Origin of the sequence: Thermosulfurimonas sp. F29, from assembly GCF_019688735.1 — a bacterium.
GTDB lineage: Bacteria > Desulfobacterota > Thermodesulfobacteria > Thermodesulfobacteriales > Thermodesulfobacteriaceae > Thermosulfurimonas_A.
Genome location: NZ_JAIFYA010000003.1, coordinates 272509 through 286682, shown reverse-complemented (window position 1 = coordinate 286682; position 14174 = coordinate 272509). Strand labels below are relative to the sequence as shown.

Annotated in this window: 15 protein-coding genes; 8 read left to right on the top strand and 7 right to left on the bottom strand. The window is 60.0% G+C overall.

Annotated features, from left to right (window positions below; translation table 11 throughout):
- Positions 1 to 64: 64 nt before the first annotated feature.
- The gene (locus K3767_RS09820) at positions 65 to 703 is read right to left on the bottom strand and encodes a LuxR C-terminal-related transcriptional regulator (protein WP_221173404.1); all 639 of its coding nucleotides are present in this window, start codon (positions 701 to 703) and stop codon (positions 65 to 67) included.
- A gap of 59 nt (positions 704 to 762) precedes the next feature.
- A complete protein-coding gene (locus K3767_RS09815; RefSeq protein WP_221173403.1) occupies positions 763 to 1872 on the bottom strand; it encodes a radical SAM protein in 1110 nt (369 codons plus the stop codon).
- A 186-nt stretch (positions 1873 to 2058) separates the two neighbouring features.
- Here K3767_RS09815 and pabB point away from each other — a divergent pair, with 186 nt between their 5' ends.
- Positions 2059 to 3795, top strand: a complete 1737-nt coding sequence (gene pabB / locus K3767_RS09810; protein ID WP_221173402.1) for an aminodeoxychorismate synthase component I — start codon at positions 2059 to 2061, stop codon at positions 3793 to 3795.
- On the opposite strand, the gene K3767_RS09805 is transcribed toward pabB, so the two are convergent.
- Positions 3792 to 4568, bottom strand: a complete 777-nt coding sequence (locus K3767_RS09805; protein ID WP_221173401.1) for a slipin family protein — start codon at positions 4566 to 4568, stop codon at positions 3792 to 3794. The two genes, pabB and K3767_RS09805, sit on opposite strands and share 4 nt — an antisense overlap.
- A 62-nt stretch (positions 4569 to 4630) precedes the next feature.
- On the opposite strand from K3767_RS09805, the gene K3767_RS09800 reads away from it, so the two are divergent.
- From K3767_RS09800 to tsaE, 5 genes are all read left to right on the top strand, one after another.
- Positions 4631 to 5233, top strand: a complete 603-nt coding sequence (locus K3767_RS09800; protein WP_221173400.1) for a hypothetical protein — start codon at positions 4631 to 4633, stop codon at positions 5231 to 5233.
- A gap of 24 nt (positions 5234 to 5257) precedes the next feature.
- Positions 5258 to 6832 carry a bifunctional aminoglycoside phosphotransferase/ATP-binding protein gene (locus tag K3767_RS09795; protein ID WP_221173399.1) on the top strand — a complete coding sequence of 525 codons (1575 nt, stop codon included), beginning with the start codon at positions 5258 to 5260 and terminating at the stop codon, positions 6830 to 6832.
- Between the two features lie 416 nt (positions 6833 to 7248).
- A complete protein-coding gene (acpS, locus tag K3767_RS09790) occupies positions 7249 to 7629 on the top strand; it encodes a holo-ACP synthase (RefSeq protein WP_221173398.1) in 381 nt (126 codons plus the stop codon).
- 2 nt (positions 7630 to 7631) lie between these two features.
- Complete coding sequence (locus K3767_RS09785) at positions 7632 to 9200, top strand: NAD(P)H-hydrate dehydratase (RefSeq protein ID WP_221173397.1); 1569 nt, start codon at positions 7632 to 7634, stop codon at positions 9198 to 9200.
- Complete coding sequence (gene tsaE, locus K3767_RS09780) at positions 9184 to 9600, top strand: tRNA (adenosine(37)-N6)-threonylcarbamoyltransferase complex ATPase subunit type 1 TsaE (protein ID WP_221173396.1); 417 nt, start codon at positions 9184 to 9186, stop codon at positions 9598 to 9600. Before K3767_RS09785 ends, tsaE begins: the two co-directional genes overlap by 17 nt.
- Here tsaE and glk read toward each other — a convergent pair.
- The 4 genes from glk to K3767_RS09760 are packed head-to-tail and all read right to left on the bottom strand — an operon-like array spanning position 9555 to position 12268.
- The gene (glk, locus tag K3767_RS09775; protein WP_221173395.1) at positions 9555 to 10499 is read right to left on the bottom strand and encodes a glucokinase; all 945 of its coding nucleotides are present in this window, start codon (positions 10497 to 10499) and stop codon (positions 9555 to 9557) included. The genes tsaE and glk overlap by 46 nt on opposite strands.
- Entirely contained in the window at positions 10496 to 11032 is a 537-nt protein-coding gene (locus K3767_RS09770; RefSeq protein ID WP_221173394.1) for an OmpH family outer membrane protein, read from the bottom strand. The genes glk and K3767_RS09770 overlap by 4 nt, the downstream gene beginning before the upstream one ends.
- Positions 11033 to 11051: 19 nt before the next feature.
- Complete coding sequence (locus K3767_RS09765) at positions 11052 to 11669, bottom strand: OmpA family protein (RefSeq protein WP_221173393.1); 618 nt, start codon at positions 11667 to 11669, stop codon at positions 11052 to 11054.
- Positions 11670 to 11686: 17 nt separating this feature from the next.
- Positions 11687 to 12268, bottom strand: a complete 582-nt coding sequence (locus tag K3767_RS09760; RefSeq protein WP_221173392.1) for a hypothetical protein — start codon at positions 12266 to 12268, stop codon at positions 11687 to 11689.
- Positions 12269 to 12320: 52 nt separating this feature from the next.
- Here K3767_RS09760 and K3767_RS09755 point away from each other — a divergent pair, with 52 nt between their 5' ends.
- The gene (locus tag K3767_RS09755; RefSeq protein ID WP_221173391.1) at positions 12321 to 13196 is read left to right on the top strand and encodes a YicC/YloC family endoribonuclease; all 876 of its coding nucleotides are present in this window, start codon (positions 12321 to 12323) and stop codon (positions 13194 to 13196) included.
- Positions 13197 to 13235: 39 nt separating this feature from the next.
- The gene (locus tag K3767_RS09750) at positions 13236 to 14174 is read left to right on the top strand and encodes a magnesium transporter CorA family protein (protein WP_221173390.1); all 939 of its coding nucleotides are present in this window, start codon (positions 13236 to 13238) and stop codon (positions 14172 to 14174) included.

The window sequence follows — 14174 nt, the reverse complement described above, 5'->3', positions numbered from 1 at the left end:
GTTATAAGGGCACCACCGGCCCCTAGGATCCCGAATAAAGTCCGCCTCAGAGTTCACACGGATTCTAAATTTCTGTCAAACATAACAAGGACTTGAGACTTTCAAAAAAGTTTATTTCACTCATTTGATTCCATAAAGCACTACTTAGCAGAGTTGTTTGCAATTGAGTTCTATTTTTTACATTTAATTTTTTAAGCAATTTTGAAACAGTAATCTTTACTGTAGATAGACTTATATTTAAGCATTTAGCAATTTCTTCATTCTTGAGTCCCACACAAATCCAAAAAAGAATTTCTTTTTCTCTTTGAGAGAAAGGTCTTATATTATTGGTAGTCTTATAAAAATTAAGCATTTCTTCCATAAAAGAGCGCTTAAACCAAATTTCTCCTTTATGGATTTCTTGCAGGGCTTTTACAAACAAAGGCCAGGATGTATCCGGACAAATAATTCCTTGAATTCCAAACAAGAAAAAGGCTATTTTTTTGTGAAGATTACTAAGTCCGGTATCAAATAATACAATCCTGGACGAGGAATTTCGAATCACTGCAGAACTGGAAAGAAGGGTCGTATAATCCACTAAAAGTATATCACATTTGAGGTTATTATCGTCAGAAATAACATGAGATTCAAGCCCATTTGTTTTTAAATAATGGTCAAGAGCTTCGGCTAACAGTTTTTGTTTGAAATAAATCCCTATTTGCATATTTAAGTCGTTTTTTTCCTTTTAATTTTTAGAAATTTTATCCTAGATAGACGCCGAGATCAATAAGAAAATGGGTCCAGCAGGTGCACATTACCCAGGCTGACCCTTTTGAGGCCGGCGGAGCGGGCGAGGGCCAGGGCTGCCTCTGCGTGCCGGCGGGAGGTGGTGGGGAGGTCGTTCAGGTAGAAGTCGGGATGAAAGGCAAGGAGGGCCCAAGGAATCTCGGGGTTGAGTTCGGCCAGAAAGCGGGCCAGGGCTTCCAGTTCCTCCTCGTCCACATAGCCCGGCACGAGCAGGGTGGAGGCCACGAGAGGAGGGGGGTCGGCCCTGGCGGAAACCAGCTCCGCCATGGCCCGGAAGTTCTCCAGGGTGGCCGTGTTGGACACTCCGCAGAGGGCCCGGTGCACCGGGGGACTGAAGGCCTTGAGGTCCACCTTGAGGGTGCCGCCGGTCTCCAGGGAGAGTTCCATCATCCGGCGCAGAATCCGGGGGTTTTCGGCCCCGTTGGTCTCCCAGCAGATCCGAAGGATGCGGCCCGGAGTCCTCTCCAGGGCCCTGCGTGACAGGGCCAAGGCGTGGGGAGCCTGAGGGCCCGGATCTCCGCCGAAGTAACAGATGCAGGAGACCTCGGGCCGCAGGTCCGCAAGCATCCTTTCCGGGGATCGTCCCCGGTCCCGCAGGGATCTTCGCCGGAAGTGCCAGTTCTGGCAGTAGAGGCAGTTGAAGTTGCAGGCCTCGTAAAAGACGGCCAGGTTGAAGTAGCCGTACTCAGGCCCGGGGCGATGGGCGAAGCGGGGATGACCGGCTCCGGTGCCTCCGGCACAGACGAAGTCGGCCACGCAATTTGTGGGCAGGGGGTCGAGATACCAGGACACATGGGCTTCGTTTGGACCTGCCCCGACGAGTCTTCCCTCCCGATTTTGCCACACCCCGCAGTAACCGAAGGCCCCCTCCGGGATGCGGCAACGGTGAAAACAGAGGTTGCAGGGAAGGCCTTCCTCGGCCCGGGGAGGAGCTTCGGGAAGACCGAAAGCCCGGCGGGTGCGGGCGTGAAGTTCTCTTATTTCCGGTTCAATCTCCGGCCAGTATTCCCTGATGCAGCGGACGCAGAACCCGATCCTCGAGGATATGGTTCTGGCCTCCTTCCCGCAGACCCTGCAGACCCCCACACCTTAATTTTACCCGAATATCCGGCGGACCTCCGCCTCCAGAACGGCAAATTCGGTGATACGGGCCATTAACCCTGGCTTTCGTTAACCGAAAACCCGCACCCACAGGCACCACGGGGGTTTGGGGGCGAAGCCCCCAACGGGGAAGTCTTGTAAGAAGGGAGGAAGGGGTTTACTTAGAAAGGAATGCGGTTTCTCTGGCTCGAAGGGATAAAGGGGAAGGGCTGGCTTTTTTCCTCCCCACGCAGGGTGCTGGTCTTTCAGGGGGGAGACCCGGAGCATTTCCTGCTGGAGCTGGAGGAGGCGGTAAGGGAGGGATTTTACGCGGCGGGGTTCCTGGCTTACGAATTCGGATACTGGCTTGAGGGAAAGCTGGCCCCTTTGAGGGGACGAAGGCCGGAAGGGGTGCCGCTGGCCTGGTTCGGGGTCTTCGAGGCCCCGGAGGCCGTGCGGCTTGAGGCGCGTCCGCGGACCTCTCCGGCCGAAGTGAAGAACCTCCGCCTCAACCTCACCGAGGAGGACTACTACCGGGCCATCTCCCGGATCAAGGCCTACATCGCCTCCGGCGACACCTATCAGGTGAACTACACCCTGAAGTATCACTTTGAGTTCGAGGGAGAGCCGGAGGCCCTCTTTTTCCGCCTGCTGCGAAAACAGAGGGTGCGGTACGCGGCCCTTCTGGAGACCCCGGAGTTTTCGGTGGTGAGTCTCTCGCCCGAGCTCTTCCTGCGGCGGGAGGGGCGCAGGCTCTGCAGCTCACCCATGAAGGGCACCGCCCCCCGGGGGCGCTTCCCCGCCGAGGACGAGGAGGTCGCCCGCGGCCTGGCCTCGGACCCCAAGAACCGGGCCGAGAATGTGATGATCGTGGACCTCATCCGGAACGACCTGGGGCGGGTGTGCGAGCCCGGGTCGGTGTGGGTGCCGGAGCTTTTCAAAGTTGAACGCTACCGCACGGTGCACCAGATGATCTCAACCGTGGAGGGGAGGCTGCGTGAGAGAGCCTCCTTCGGCGAGATCGTGAGGGCCCTTTTCCCCTGCGGTTCGGTGACCGGGGCCCCGAAGATAAGGACCATGGAGATCATCGCGGAGCTCGAGGCCGAACCCCGGGGGATATACACCGGAGCCGTGGGATTCATCCGGCCCAACGGTGACTTCGTCTTCAATGTGGCCATCCGCACGGTGGTCCTGGAAGGCAACCGTGGGGAGTTCGGCATCGGCTCCGGGGTGGTGTGGGACAGCGACCCTGAGGAGGAGTGGCGGGAGTGTCTGCTCAAGGCCCGCTTTCTCACCGAGGAGCCGCCGGAATTCGACCTGGTGGAGACCCTGCGTTTTGAGCCGGAAAGGGGCCTGGTGCGCCTCGAGAGGCACCTGGCCCGCCTCAGGCGTTCGGCGGAGTTCTTCACCCTGCCCTTTCCGGAGGAAAGGATAAGGGAGGAGATTAAAAGACGGACGGCTGATTTGCGACAGGGGGCCCGGGTGCGAATTCTCCTTTCGGAATGGGGGGAGGTGCGGGTGGAGGTGCACCCCCTGCAGGAGTTCCCCCGGCCGGTAAGGGTGGGATTGAAACGACGGGACTTTTCCGCGGAGGCCTTTCTCTTCCACAAGACCACCCACCGACCTTACTACGATGAGGCCCGGCGGGAGGCGGAGAGACTGGGCCTGGCCGAGATCGTCTTTTTCGACGAGAAGGGACGCCTCCTCGAGGGGACCATCAGTAATGTCTTCCTGGAGATCGAGGGCCGGCTCTACACCCCTCCGCTTGAACTGGGGCTTTTGCCCGGGGTGCTGCGGGAGGAGCTTCTGGAGAGCGGACGCTGCGCGGAGAGGGAGATCCGGGTGGCGGATCTCCTTTCCGGAAGGCTCTTTCTGGGAAACTCCGTGCGGGGTCTGGTTCCGGTGGAAACGGTGGAGTTCTTGCCCTAGACTTTTCGGCTTTCCGGCTCCCCCGGGGCAGCAGGCTTCTCCAGGAAGGGTTTGACGAGGTCTATGGGGAGGGGAAACACGATGGTGGAGTTGTTCTCCGCGGCCACCTCCCGCAGGGTCTGGAGGAAGCGGAGCTGGAGGGAGGCCGGCTCCTGAGTCATGATCCGGGCGGCCTCGGCCAGGGTCTTCGAGGCCTGGAGTTCACCTTCGGCGTTGATGATCTTGGCCCGGCGTTCCCGTTCGGCCTCGGCCTGCTTGGCCATGGCCCGCTTCATCTCCTCGGGAAGATCGATCTCCTTGATCTCCACCTTGGAGACCTTCACCCCCCAGGGCTCGGTGTCGGCGTCCAGGATCTTCTGGATCCGGGCGTTCAGTTTCTCCCGCTCGGAAAGGATCTCGTCGAGTTCGGCCTGCCCGCATATGCTCCGCAGAGTGGTCTGGGCCAGCTGGCTGGTGGCGTAGTAGTAGTCCTCCACCTGGATGACCGCCTTGTCCGCCTCCACCACGCGGAAGTAAACCACCGCACTCACCTTGATGGATACATTGTCCCGGGTGATGATCTCCTGCGGAGGCACATCCAGGGTAACCACCCGGAGATCCACCTTGCGCATCTTGTCGATGACCGGGACGAGGATGATGAGCCCCGGCCCCTTCACCGCCAGAAACCGCCCCAGACGAAAGACCACCGCCCGCTCGTATTCCCGAAGGATCCGGATGGCCGAGGAAAGAAAAAGTATCACCAGCAGAACGAGAAAATAAAAAGACAGGTACATAAAGGCCTCCCTTGGCAGTACTCTTCGGGTATTATAATATCTTCGTAAAAGGAGGGGAAGGGATGCCCTTTTTCGCGGCCCTGATATGTAAGATAACCGAGGCGGATCTCCGGTTCCGGGAGATTCTTCTGGCCGCGCTCGAAAAGGTGGAAAGGCACGCCGAGCGTCTGGAGAATCAGGGCATCCGGGAGGACCTTCAGGTCCTGAACAAGACGGTGGAAAACCTTTCCCGGAATCTGAATGTGCTGAGCGAAAACCTGTCCGGGCCGAGCCGGAAGGTAAAGGCCCCGGCCGAGGCGCAGAGGCGGACGAAGGAATGCCTTAACCCATTCGGGAAACAGACCGAGGAGAACTTAAGGCGGGTATGGCAGGTTGTTCACGAACTGGCGGAGGCCAGGGAGAAAACGGAGGAGATCAAAAAACTCTCCGAGGACCAGGGAAGATTCGCCCGGGAACAGCAAAGGAGAGGAAGTGAGCTCGGGTGGCTGGCACCCTTCCTCAAGAACCGTCACGGCATTGCTGTGCAGGAGAAGCTCGTCCGCACCCTAGCGGGAGGAGACTTCGACCGGATTAGAAGAAACGGCGAGGAATGGTGGTTGTCATCGTCACCCATATGGCTCATCCTACCAGTCCGAAAAAGGCCCGAAAGGCCGTTTTTATGGTGATCCAGAGTTTCGAGTGGATTTAAAATGGGCTTTCCAGTTGAGGAATTGCTTCGTCCCGAGGCCTATCCCCATCGACCGCAAAGGGTAGAATTGCGCCAGACCCACATCTCCTGGGTCTTTCTAGCCGGGGACCTGGTTTACAAGATCAAAAAACCGGTCAACTTCGGTTTTCTGGACTTCACCACCCTGGAAAAGCGCGAACACTTCTGCCGGAGGGAGGTGGAGCTCAACCGCCGTCTCTGTCCGGAGATTTACCTGGGGTTGGCACCGCTGGTGAGGACTCCCGAGGGGCTTCGGTTTGAGGAGGAGGGCGAGGTGGTGGAGTGGGCGGTTAAAATGCGGCGTCTTCCCGAAGAGGGGATGATGGGGCGCCTCATCACTCAGAGGCGCCTTGAGGAGGCCCATCTGGAGCTTCTGGTACAGAAACTGGTGCCTTTCTTCAGGGAAGCGGCCACCGGTCCGGAGGTCAACCGTTACGGAACCCCGGAGATCGTGCGCTTCAATGTGGAGGAAAACTTCGAGCAGACCCGGGAGTTCGTGGGAAAGGCCCTTAACCGCCTGCGCTACGAACACATCGTCTCATGGTCAAGACGCTTCATGGAGGAAAATCGCGGGCTTTTCGAAGAACGAATCCGGCAGGGGTTCGTACGGGACGGACACGGCGATCTCTACTCCGCCAATGTCTGTTACGATGACCTGCGAGCGGTTTATGTGTTCGACTGCATCGAATTTAACGAACGGTTCCGGTGCGGAGATGTGGCCCAGGATCTGGCCTTTATGGCTATGGATCTCGACTTCCACGGACTCAACGATCTCTCGCGTTTCTTCATCGATCGTTATGTGGAACTCTCCAGCGATCGTGGCCTTTATGAGATTCTCGACTTTTATAAGTGCTATCGGGCGTATGTGCGGGGCAAGATCGGATGTTTTACCTGGGCCGATCACCGAGTGCCCGAGATGGAACGGGAGAAATCCCTGATGAAGGCCCGCCGTTACTTTGATTTGGCCTACCGTTATGCGGGAGGCAAACCCTTTCTCATCGTAATTTTCGGACTTTCGGGAACGGGAAAAAGCACTCTCGCCCGGGTCCTCTCCACCGAACTCCTTGCCGTGCATTACAACTCCGATGTAGTACGCAAGGAGCTTGCCGGACTCTCCCCCACCGAGCACCGGTTCGAGCCCTACGAGAGGGGACTTTACGCTCCGGAGATGACCGAGCGTACCTATGCGGAGCTTCTCCGCCGGGCCGAGGCCGAACTCCTGGCCGGCCGGGATGTGATCCTGGATGCCACCTACCGCTCCCGGAAATATCGTGAGGGCGTTCTTAAATTTGCCAAAAAATTGGATATACCCGTCCTTTTTGTACTATGTGAAACCCCCGACACGATTATAAAGCAAAGGCTGAATATGCGGGCCCGGAAAGAAGGTGAGCCCTCGGACGGTCGATGGGAAATCTATCTGCACCAGAAAAAACATTTTGAGGCTCCCGAGGAAATCCCCATCGGGAGTCTCATTCGCCTTGAGACCACTGAGCCACCGGAAAGACTTGCAGAAAAAATCGTAATTAAAATCGCTCAGGAGAAGTTATTAAATTCATAAAATTGGACCGTACGGCAAGGTGAAAAATTAACAACCTGATTTTTATCGTCGCCGTTTTTCCGGGCCGTGCACATGTGAGTATGCCTCTCCTCCCGGATTTCTCCGGGGGAGCGATATCCCGGGCTGGAATCCGGAACCGCCCTCCGCAAGATCCTCTATTTCCGATAAGCCCTCTGGGAGTCCCCGTTCCCGTCATACCTCCTCCGGTATTTTTTCGCCGGCGGTAGAAGGTTTCGCGAGGCACCGTTCCTAATTGATCCTAACATCCCGGGGTGGTTCAAAAAAATGAGGAGCAGGCCATCAAGAAAACCTTAAGGCCTTTCAAAGATAGCGATGACTTGAAAAAGTATCACGAAATATTTTAATGTGGAAGCATCGTTTGGGCCGAACCTCACTGATGAAGGTTTCTGAGTGGTATGATTTGCGGTGTGGGAGTGGATCTGGTGCGGGTGGCGAGGATCGAGGGGCTCCTTTCCCGTTACGGGGAGAGGTTCCTCAGGCGAGTTTTCGCGCCGGAAGAGTTGTCCTACGCCCGGGGGAAGGAGCGCATGACGGAGTCCCTGGCGGCCTCCTTTGCGGTAAAAGAGGCCCTGGGCAAGGCCCTGGGGACCGGTCTTTCGGGGTTCTCTCTCCGGGAGGTGGCCCTGGTTCGGGATCCCTCCTCGGGGAGGCCTTCCGTGCGGCTTTACGGGCGGGCCCGGGCCCTGGTGGAGGCCCGGGCCGACCGGGTGTGGGTCTCGGTCACTCACGAGGGCGGCCTGGCTATGGCCGTAGTGATTCTCGAAAGGGGTGAGTGAACATGCGTCTGGTCTACGCCGCCGAAATGCAGGCCCTGGATCGGTTCACCATCGAGGAGGTGGGAGTTCCGGCGGAGGTCCTCATGGAGAACGCCGGTCGGGGGGTGGTGGACCTCCTTCTCGAGCGTTTTCCCCGGGAGGTGTACCGGGGAGTGATCGTCCTCTGCGGGCCGGGGAACAACGGCGGAGACGGCCTGGTGGTGGCCCGACACCTTCACCGGAGAGGCGTTCCGGTCCGGGTGATCCTGCTGGCCCCGGAGGAGAAGTACCGGGGCGAAGCGGGAACGAACCTGAGGATCGCCCGCTACGCGGAGATCCCCCTGATTCCGGCCCTGGACGAGGAGGCGGTGCGAACTCTGGCCGGGGAGATGCGGGCCGCCGGAGTCCTGGTGGACGCCCTTTTCGGGACCGGGCTTTCCCGGGAGCTCACCGGCCGCTTCGCCCTGGCGGTGGAGCTCGTGAATCAGGCCGGGGTCCCGGTGGTGGCGGTGGACATGCCCTCCGGGCTTTCGGCGGATACCGGGCGTCCGCTGGGGGTGGCGGTGCGGGCCACCCTCACCGCCACCATGGCCCTTCCCAAGGTGGGGCAGGTCGTCTATCCGGGAAGGGAATATGTGGGGGAGCTTCGGGTGGTGGACATCGGGATGCCCGAAAGGGTCGTCCGGGAAAAAGCCCCACCCCGTGAGTACCTGGATCGGGAATGGGCCGCAGGCGTCCTCCGGCCCCGGGCGGCGGACACCCACAAGGGCACCTACGGCCATGTGCTGGTGCTTGCGGGTTCGAGGGGTAAGACGGGAGCGGCGGTGCTCGCCGCAAAGGGATCCCTCCGCGCCGGAGCCGGTCTGGTGACCCTGGCCTGCGCCCGCAGTCTTCAACCCCTGATGGCCGGATACCTTCCCGAAGCCCTTACCCTGGGGCTCTCTCCGGAAACGCCGGATCAGGAGCTGACTCCGGCCTCCGCGGAGGCGATCCTTTCGGCCTGTGAACGGATGCATGCGGCGGTGCTGGGACCGGGGTTCGGACTTTCCCCGGAGGCCCGGGAGCTTTCCGTGAGGCTTTCCCTGGAGCTTCCCGTGCCGGCGGTGCTCGACGCCGACGCCCTCACGGCTCTTTCCGGAAGGCCGGAGCAACTTCGCGAGGCCCGGGCGCCCCGGGTGCTCACCCCACATCCTGGGGAAATGGCCCGGCTCCTTTCCCGTTCCAAGGCGGAGATCCAGGCCGATCGTCTGGAAGCGGCCCGGGAAGCCGCCCGCCGGAGCGGACAGGTGGTGGTCCTCAAGGGAGCGGCCACGGTGGTGGCCGGCCCCGACGGCCGCGAAGCGGTGAACTCCTCGGGCAATCCCGGGATGGCTCAGGGGGGAATGGGTGATGTGCTGGCCGGGATCATCGCCGCCTTTCTGGCCCAGGGCTACGACCCCTTCGAGGCCGCCTGCCTGGGGGTGTTCCTCCACGGCGCCTCCGGCGACCTCCTCGCCCGGAGGCACGGACCCTTCGGATACACGGCCTCGGAGGTGGCGGAAAACCTGCCCCGCGTTCTCAGGGAACTCGAGTTTTATGCCGGAGGTGTATAGAACCCGCTCCCCCGAGGAGACCCGGGCCCTGGGCGAAGCCCTGGCCCGTAAGCTCGTCCCCGGCGATCTCCTCCTCCTTTACGGAGATCTGGGAAGCGGAAAAACCACCTTCGTTCAGGGGCTGGCCCGGGGACTGGGGGTGCCCGAAGAGGTCTATGTGGTGAGTCCCTCCTTCTCCCTGGTAAACGAATATCCGGGCCGGATTCCCCTCTTTCATGTGGATCTTTACCGTCTCGGCCCGGAGGAGGTGGAGGAGCTGGGACTTTACGAAATGCTCTCCAGAGGGGTCATGGTGGTGGAATGGGCGGAAAGGCTCGGGGAGGGCTGGTCCCCCCGCTACAGGATCCACTTTACCTACCTCTCCGAAGAAGAACGGGAGATCCGCATTGAACGGGCGTAAAAGGCCGCACCCAGTAGGGCCGGTGCGGGGTGGGTGATCAACCGCACGGGGATCTTTAGAAGAATCTCCCGGAGTCGCCCCTTGTCGAGAAAGGCCGGGAGGAACTCGCTTTCGAACCACGGGGAAAGCGCCGGAGCCAGCCCTCCGGAAAGATACACTCCCCCGAGGGCCAGAGTCTTCAGGGCCAGGGTGCCGGCCTCTCGGCCCAGCGCCCTGGTCACCAGGCGAACGGCCCTGTCCGCCGGTGGATCCCCGCCCCGGGCCCGCTCGATAATCTCCTCCGGAGAGACCGTCTCTCCGGAAAAAAAGGCGTAAACCTCGGTAAGCCCCGGACCGGAGATCACCCTTTCGAGGCTCACATGCCCGTATCGGCGGCGCAGCTCCCGATAAAGGGCCCATTCCTCGTCGCTTGCCGGAGGATACTCCGCGTGCCCTCCCTCGGTGGGGAGGACCAGAGGGCGGGGCCCGCTTCGCACCAGAATGGCTTCACCCAGGCCCGTGCCCGGGGCCACCACCACCGCCACGCGCCCCCGTCCCCCTCCGGCCTTGACGGTCCTCACCCGTGCCCCCGAGAGGACGGGAATCCCGTAGGCCGCCGCCTCGAGATCGTTCAGGAGGAAGACCTCCTCAAAACCCAGGTTCCTTTTCAGGCCCGCCACCGAGACCGTCCAGCCCAGGTTGGTAAGATGAACGCGGGAGCCCAGGATCGGCCCGGCCAGGGCCAGCACCACCCGGCGAGGTCTTTCCCGGACTTCCTCAAGATAGCTCCGCAGTAGCTCGGAGAGCCCCCGGAAGTCCCTGCTGGGAAAGATCCGGGGCTTCAGGGGACGCAGGGGGCCCTCCTCCCTGAAAAGGGCCAGACGGGAGCGGGTCCCCCCTATGTCCGCCGCAAGAATCATTTGGCCTGGCCTTTACCGCTGGCCCGATACTGGTCGTAGAGCTGGATCACATGCTGGGTGATGTCCACCCGGGGCGAGGCCCAATAGACTCCGGGCATGTTCTTTTCCAGAATAAGGTCGTAGCCCTCCTTCCGGGCCATATCCCTGATGACCTTTTCCAGATCCTGAAAGATGGGTTTCAGGGCCTTTTTCTCCGCTTCCTTCATCTCGAACTGCGCGTCTTCCTGCATGGCCCGAAATTCCCGGACCATTTTCTGATACTCCCGCTGTTTTTCCGCCCGGGCCTCCTCGGAAAGGAGCGGGGCCTTCTTCTGGAGCTCCTGCTGGAAGGCCTCGATCTCCTTCTTCTTGGCCTCGAGTTTTGCCTGAAGCTTCTTAAACTTGGCCTGGAGCTGCTGCATGGCCTCCTGACCGGCCTTGGAGGAACGGACCACCTTTTGGAGATCCAGCACCGCGATTCTGGGGGCCTCAGCGAAAGCCGCGCCCGCCAGAAGCACCGTCCAGGCCAAAACAACGATTAGAAACCTTTTCATGTCCTCTTACCTCCTTTTTTCAGGGATTCTTGTTTACGATGACCAGATCCACCCGCCGATTGATGGCCCAGGAGGCCTCGTCGTGCCCCGGGGCCAGGGGGCGTTCCTCCCCGAAGCTTACCGTGGAAAGACGCTCCGGCGAAACCCCCAGGTTGATCAGGAAACGGCGCACCTCGAGGGCCCTCTTTTCCCCCAGGGCCAGGTTGTAGTCCCTGTCCCCGCGTTCGTCACAGTTCCCCTGAAGTTCCACCCGGTATTCCGGATGTTCCAGGAGAAAGCGGGCGTCTTCCCGGAGACGGGGGAGCATGTCCCGGCGAATGCGATAGTCGTCGAAGTCGAAGAAGATGGCCTTGAGGGGAGGGGTGCTGCGTCCGTAGAGCTTCCAGCGTTCCTCCAGGGGCATGGAGGCGGCCCGGGCCTCCGCGGCGGCCAGAGTCTCCTCCTTAAAGGACGGGGGCGGAGCCACGGCCCGGGTCCGCTTTTCATCTCCCTTTGCCGGGGGAGGGGAGGCCGGAGGCTGGACTTCCTCCCCCGAGACCTGCGGAGAGGGAAGCGGCCCCACCGGCACCTCCTTGGGCTTGGGGGCACAGGAAACCGCAAGCCATAAAAAAACTCCCAAAAAGAGTATCTTCTTCATGATCGCCCTCCCGAAACTTAAGTGTAACCGGTAAGGTCGAGTTCCTGCAGAAAGTCTCCGGTCCAGAATTCCAGCCGGGCCCGGAGGAGAGAGGTAATCCGGTAAAGCAGGGTCAGCTCCTCGTTCAGCACCGCGGTCACCCCGGCCATGATCTTTTCGGGAATCCTGGAATAATGGCGGCGACAAAAGTAATCCCGGCACAGCATGGGCCGGGCCAGGATCTTGCACCCCAGAGGTCCCACGAAAAAGCAGCGCCCGGGCACCTCCCTCGCCTCGGGAAAGGTTACCCCCAGCAAACGGTTCAGGAGCAGGATGAGCACCGTGCATTCGTTCTCAAGGCCGATCTTGCAGCACCCCTGACCGTCCTCCACGGTGCAGACATAACATTCCCGGAAGGTACCGGCCTCCTCCATGGCCCGATTGGAACGGGCCACCGCCCCCCGGTAAGCCTCGAGAAGAGGGGAAACCTCCGGATCCCGCAGGAGGCTTTCCCCCCACAGTCGGTAAAGGTCCTCGGCAAGAACCATCTTTTCCTCGATGAGTCTGGTGGGATCCGGACGTGTTTCCCGCAGGTGTCGAAGACCGGAAAGATACGGCATGACCTTTTATTTAACACGATTAGGGAGTAAATAGAAGGCCCGGAGGTGGACCATGGAGAGCATGACCGGTTTCGGAAGGGGAGAGTTTCAGGGGGAGGGTTTCGGGCTCCAGGTGGAGGTCAAGTCCCTTAATCACCGTTTCATGGAGATCGTATGCCGGCTTCCCCGGCGCTATCAGGTGCTGGAGGAACGCCTGAGGCGGGAGATCCAGGCCCGTTTTCACCGGGGGCGTTTCGAGGTTCAGGTGCGCCTGGTGGGCACGCCGCCGGCCACGGCCCGGGTCTTCGTGGACCGGAGCCTGCTTTCCCAGTATCTGGCCCACCTGCGCTCCCTTTCCGCGGAGTGGGGGCTTTCGGGGGAACTCTCCGTTTCGGATCTTCTCCGTCTCAAGGAGATCTTCGTTCTGGCCGAGGAAACTCCGGAGGTGGAGGCCCTGTGGACCGAACTTTCACCGCCGTTTTTCGAGGCCCTGGAGCAACTCTCCCGGATGAGACGGCGCGAGGGGGAATACCTCCGGGAGGTCCTTTACGCTCACCTGAGGGAACTGGATGTGCTTCTGGATCGGATCGCCTCGCTCAAGGAGGGACACCTGTCCGAGGCCCTGCGCCGCCTGGAGGATAGACTTTCGAAGCTTCTTGCCGAAAGAGGACTCGATCCCGTGCGTCTTCACCAGGAGGCCGCCATCCTGGCCGACCGGCTGGACTTTACCGAAGAGCTGGATCGCCTGCGCAGCCATCGAAGACACTTCGAGGAGGTCATGGAGTCTCCCGGACCCCACGGCCGCAAACTGGACTTTCTCTGCCAGGAGATGTTCAGGGAGATCAACACCCTTTCCAACAAGGCGGCCTCCGCGGAGATCTCCAGACTGGCCGTTGAGGTTAAGGCCCTCATCGAAAAGCTACGGGAACAGGTGCAGAACCTGGAATAGGCTGGTTTCTCCGGCAAAAAGTGCTAAAGTAAAGGAGCCATGCTCAAGCTTTATGCCTCGGAAAACGGATTTTTGGTACCGGCGGAGCGTCCCGGGCCCGGAACCTGGGTCTCCCTCACCGCGCCCTCGGAGGAGGAACTCCGTTTCGTGGAAACCCGGTTCGGGATCCTTCCGGATTTCCTGAAGTACCCTCTGGACGAGGAGGAGCGCCCCCGCATCGAGGTGGAGGGCAAACAGCTCCTCATCATCTTCCACATACCCGATCCCCGCCACGAGGGAGACATCATTCGATACGAAACCGTCCCCCTGGGGATCGTCATCACCGAGGAGGTGGTGGTCACCGTCTGTCTCAAGGAAAATCTGCTTTTCGAGGAGGTCCTGGCCCAATCCGGTCGTTTCATAAAGGTGGACCTGGAACATCCCGTTTCTTTTCTCTTCCTGGTCTTTTACTGCGTGGCCAATCTCTACCTGCGCTACCTCCGGCTCATAGATCGCCTCATCGAGGACTACGAGAGGGAGCTGCACCGTTCCTTCCGCAACCGGGAACTCCTCAAGATCCTGAGTCTGGAAAAAAGCCTGGTCTACTTCAACACCGCCCTTCGCGGAAACGATGTGGTGCTCACCCGCATCCAGTCCGGTCGGTATGTCAGGCTCTCCGACGAGGATCTGGAGGTGCTGGAGGACATACAGATCGAAAACCGTCAGGCCATCGAGATGGCCAAAATTTACTCCGACATCCTGAGCGGCACCATGGACGCCTACGCCTCCATTATCGGAAACAACCTGAACATCGTGATGAAGTTCCTCACCGCCCTGGCCATCGTCCTGGCCCTTCCCACCATGATCTCCAGTATCTACGGGATGAACATCCGGCTTCCGCTCCAGGACAATCCCCACGCCTTCTGGATCATCATGAGCATCTCCTTTGCCGTCTCCATCCTGCTTACCCTTTACTTCATAAAGAAGAGGTTGTTTTAA

Bases quoted from the DNA above. Each gene is read 5' to 3' on its own strand.
- K3767_RS09820 (WP_221173404.1), bottom strand. From the start codon at position 703: ATGCAAATAGGGATTTATTTCAAACAAAAACTGTTAGCCGAAGCTCTT.
- pabB (WP_221173402.1), top strand. From the start codon at position 2,059: ATGCGGTTTCTCTGGCTCGAAGGGATAAAGGGGAAGGGCTGGCTTTTT.
- K3767_RS09805 (WP_221173401.1), bottom strand. From the start codon at position 4,568: ATGTACCTGTCTTTTTATTTTCTCGTTCTGCTGGTGATACTTTTTCTT.
- K3767_RS09800 (WP_221173400.1), top strand. From the start codon at position 4,631: ATGCCCTTTTTCGCGGCCCTGATATGTAAGATAACCGAGGCGGATCTC.
- K3767_RS09795 (WP_221173399.1), top strand. From the start codon at position 5,258: ATGGGCTTTCCAGTTGAGGAATTGCTTCGTCCCGAGGCCTATCCCCAT.
- acpS (WP_221173398.1), top strand. From the start codon at position 7,249: ATGATTTGCGGTGTGGGAGTGGATCTGGTGCGGGTGGCGAGGATCGAG.
- K3767_RS09785 (WP_221173397.1), top strand. From the start codon at position 7,632: ATGCGTCTGGTCTACGCCGCCGAAATGCAGGCCCTGGATCGGTTCACC.
- tsaE (WP_221173396.1), top strand. From the start codon at position 9,184: ATGCCGGAGGTGTATAGAACCCGCTCCCCCGAGGAGACCCGGGCCCTG.
- glk (WP_221173395.1), bottom strand. From the start codon at position 10,499: ATGATTCTTGCGGCGGACATAGGGGGGACCCGCTCCCGTCTGGCCCTT.
- K3767_RS09770 (WP_221173394.1), bottom strand. From the start codon at position 11,032: ATGAAAAGGTTTCTAATCGTTGTTTTGGCCTGGACGGTGCTTCTGGCG.
- K3767_RS09765 (WP_221173393.1), bottom strand. From the start codon at position 11,669: ATGAAGAAGATACTCTTTTTGGGAGTTTTTTTATGGCTTGCGGTTTCC.
- K3767_RS09760 (WP_221173392.1), bottom strand. From the start codon at position 12,268: ATGCCGTATCTTTCCGGTCTTCGACACCTGCGGGAAACACGTCCGGAT.
- K3767_RS09755 (WP_221173391.1), top strand. From the start codon at position 12,321: ATGGAGAGCATGACCGGTTTCGGAAGGGGAGAGTTTCAGGGGGAGGGT.
- K3767_RS09750 (WP_221173390.1), top strand. From the start codon at position 13,236: ATGCTCAAGCTTTATGCCTCGGAAAACGGATTTTTGGTACCGGCGGAG.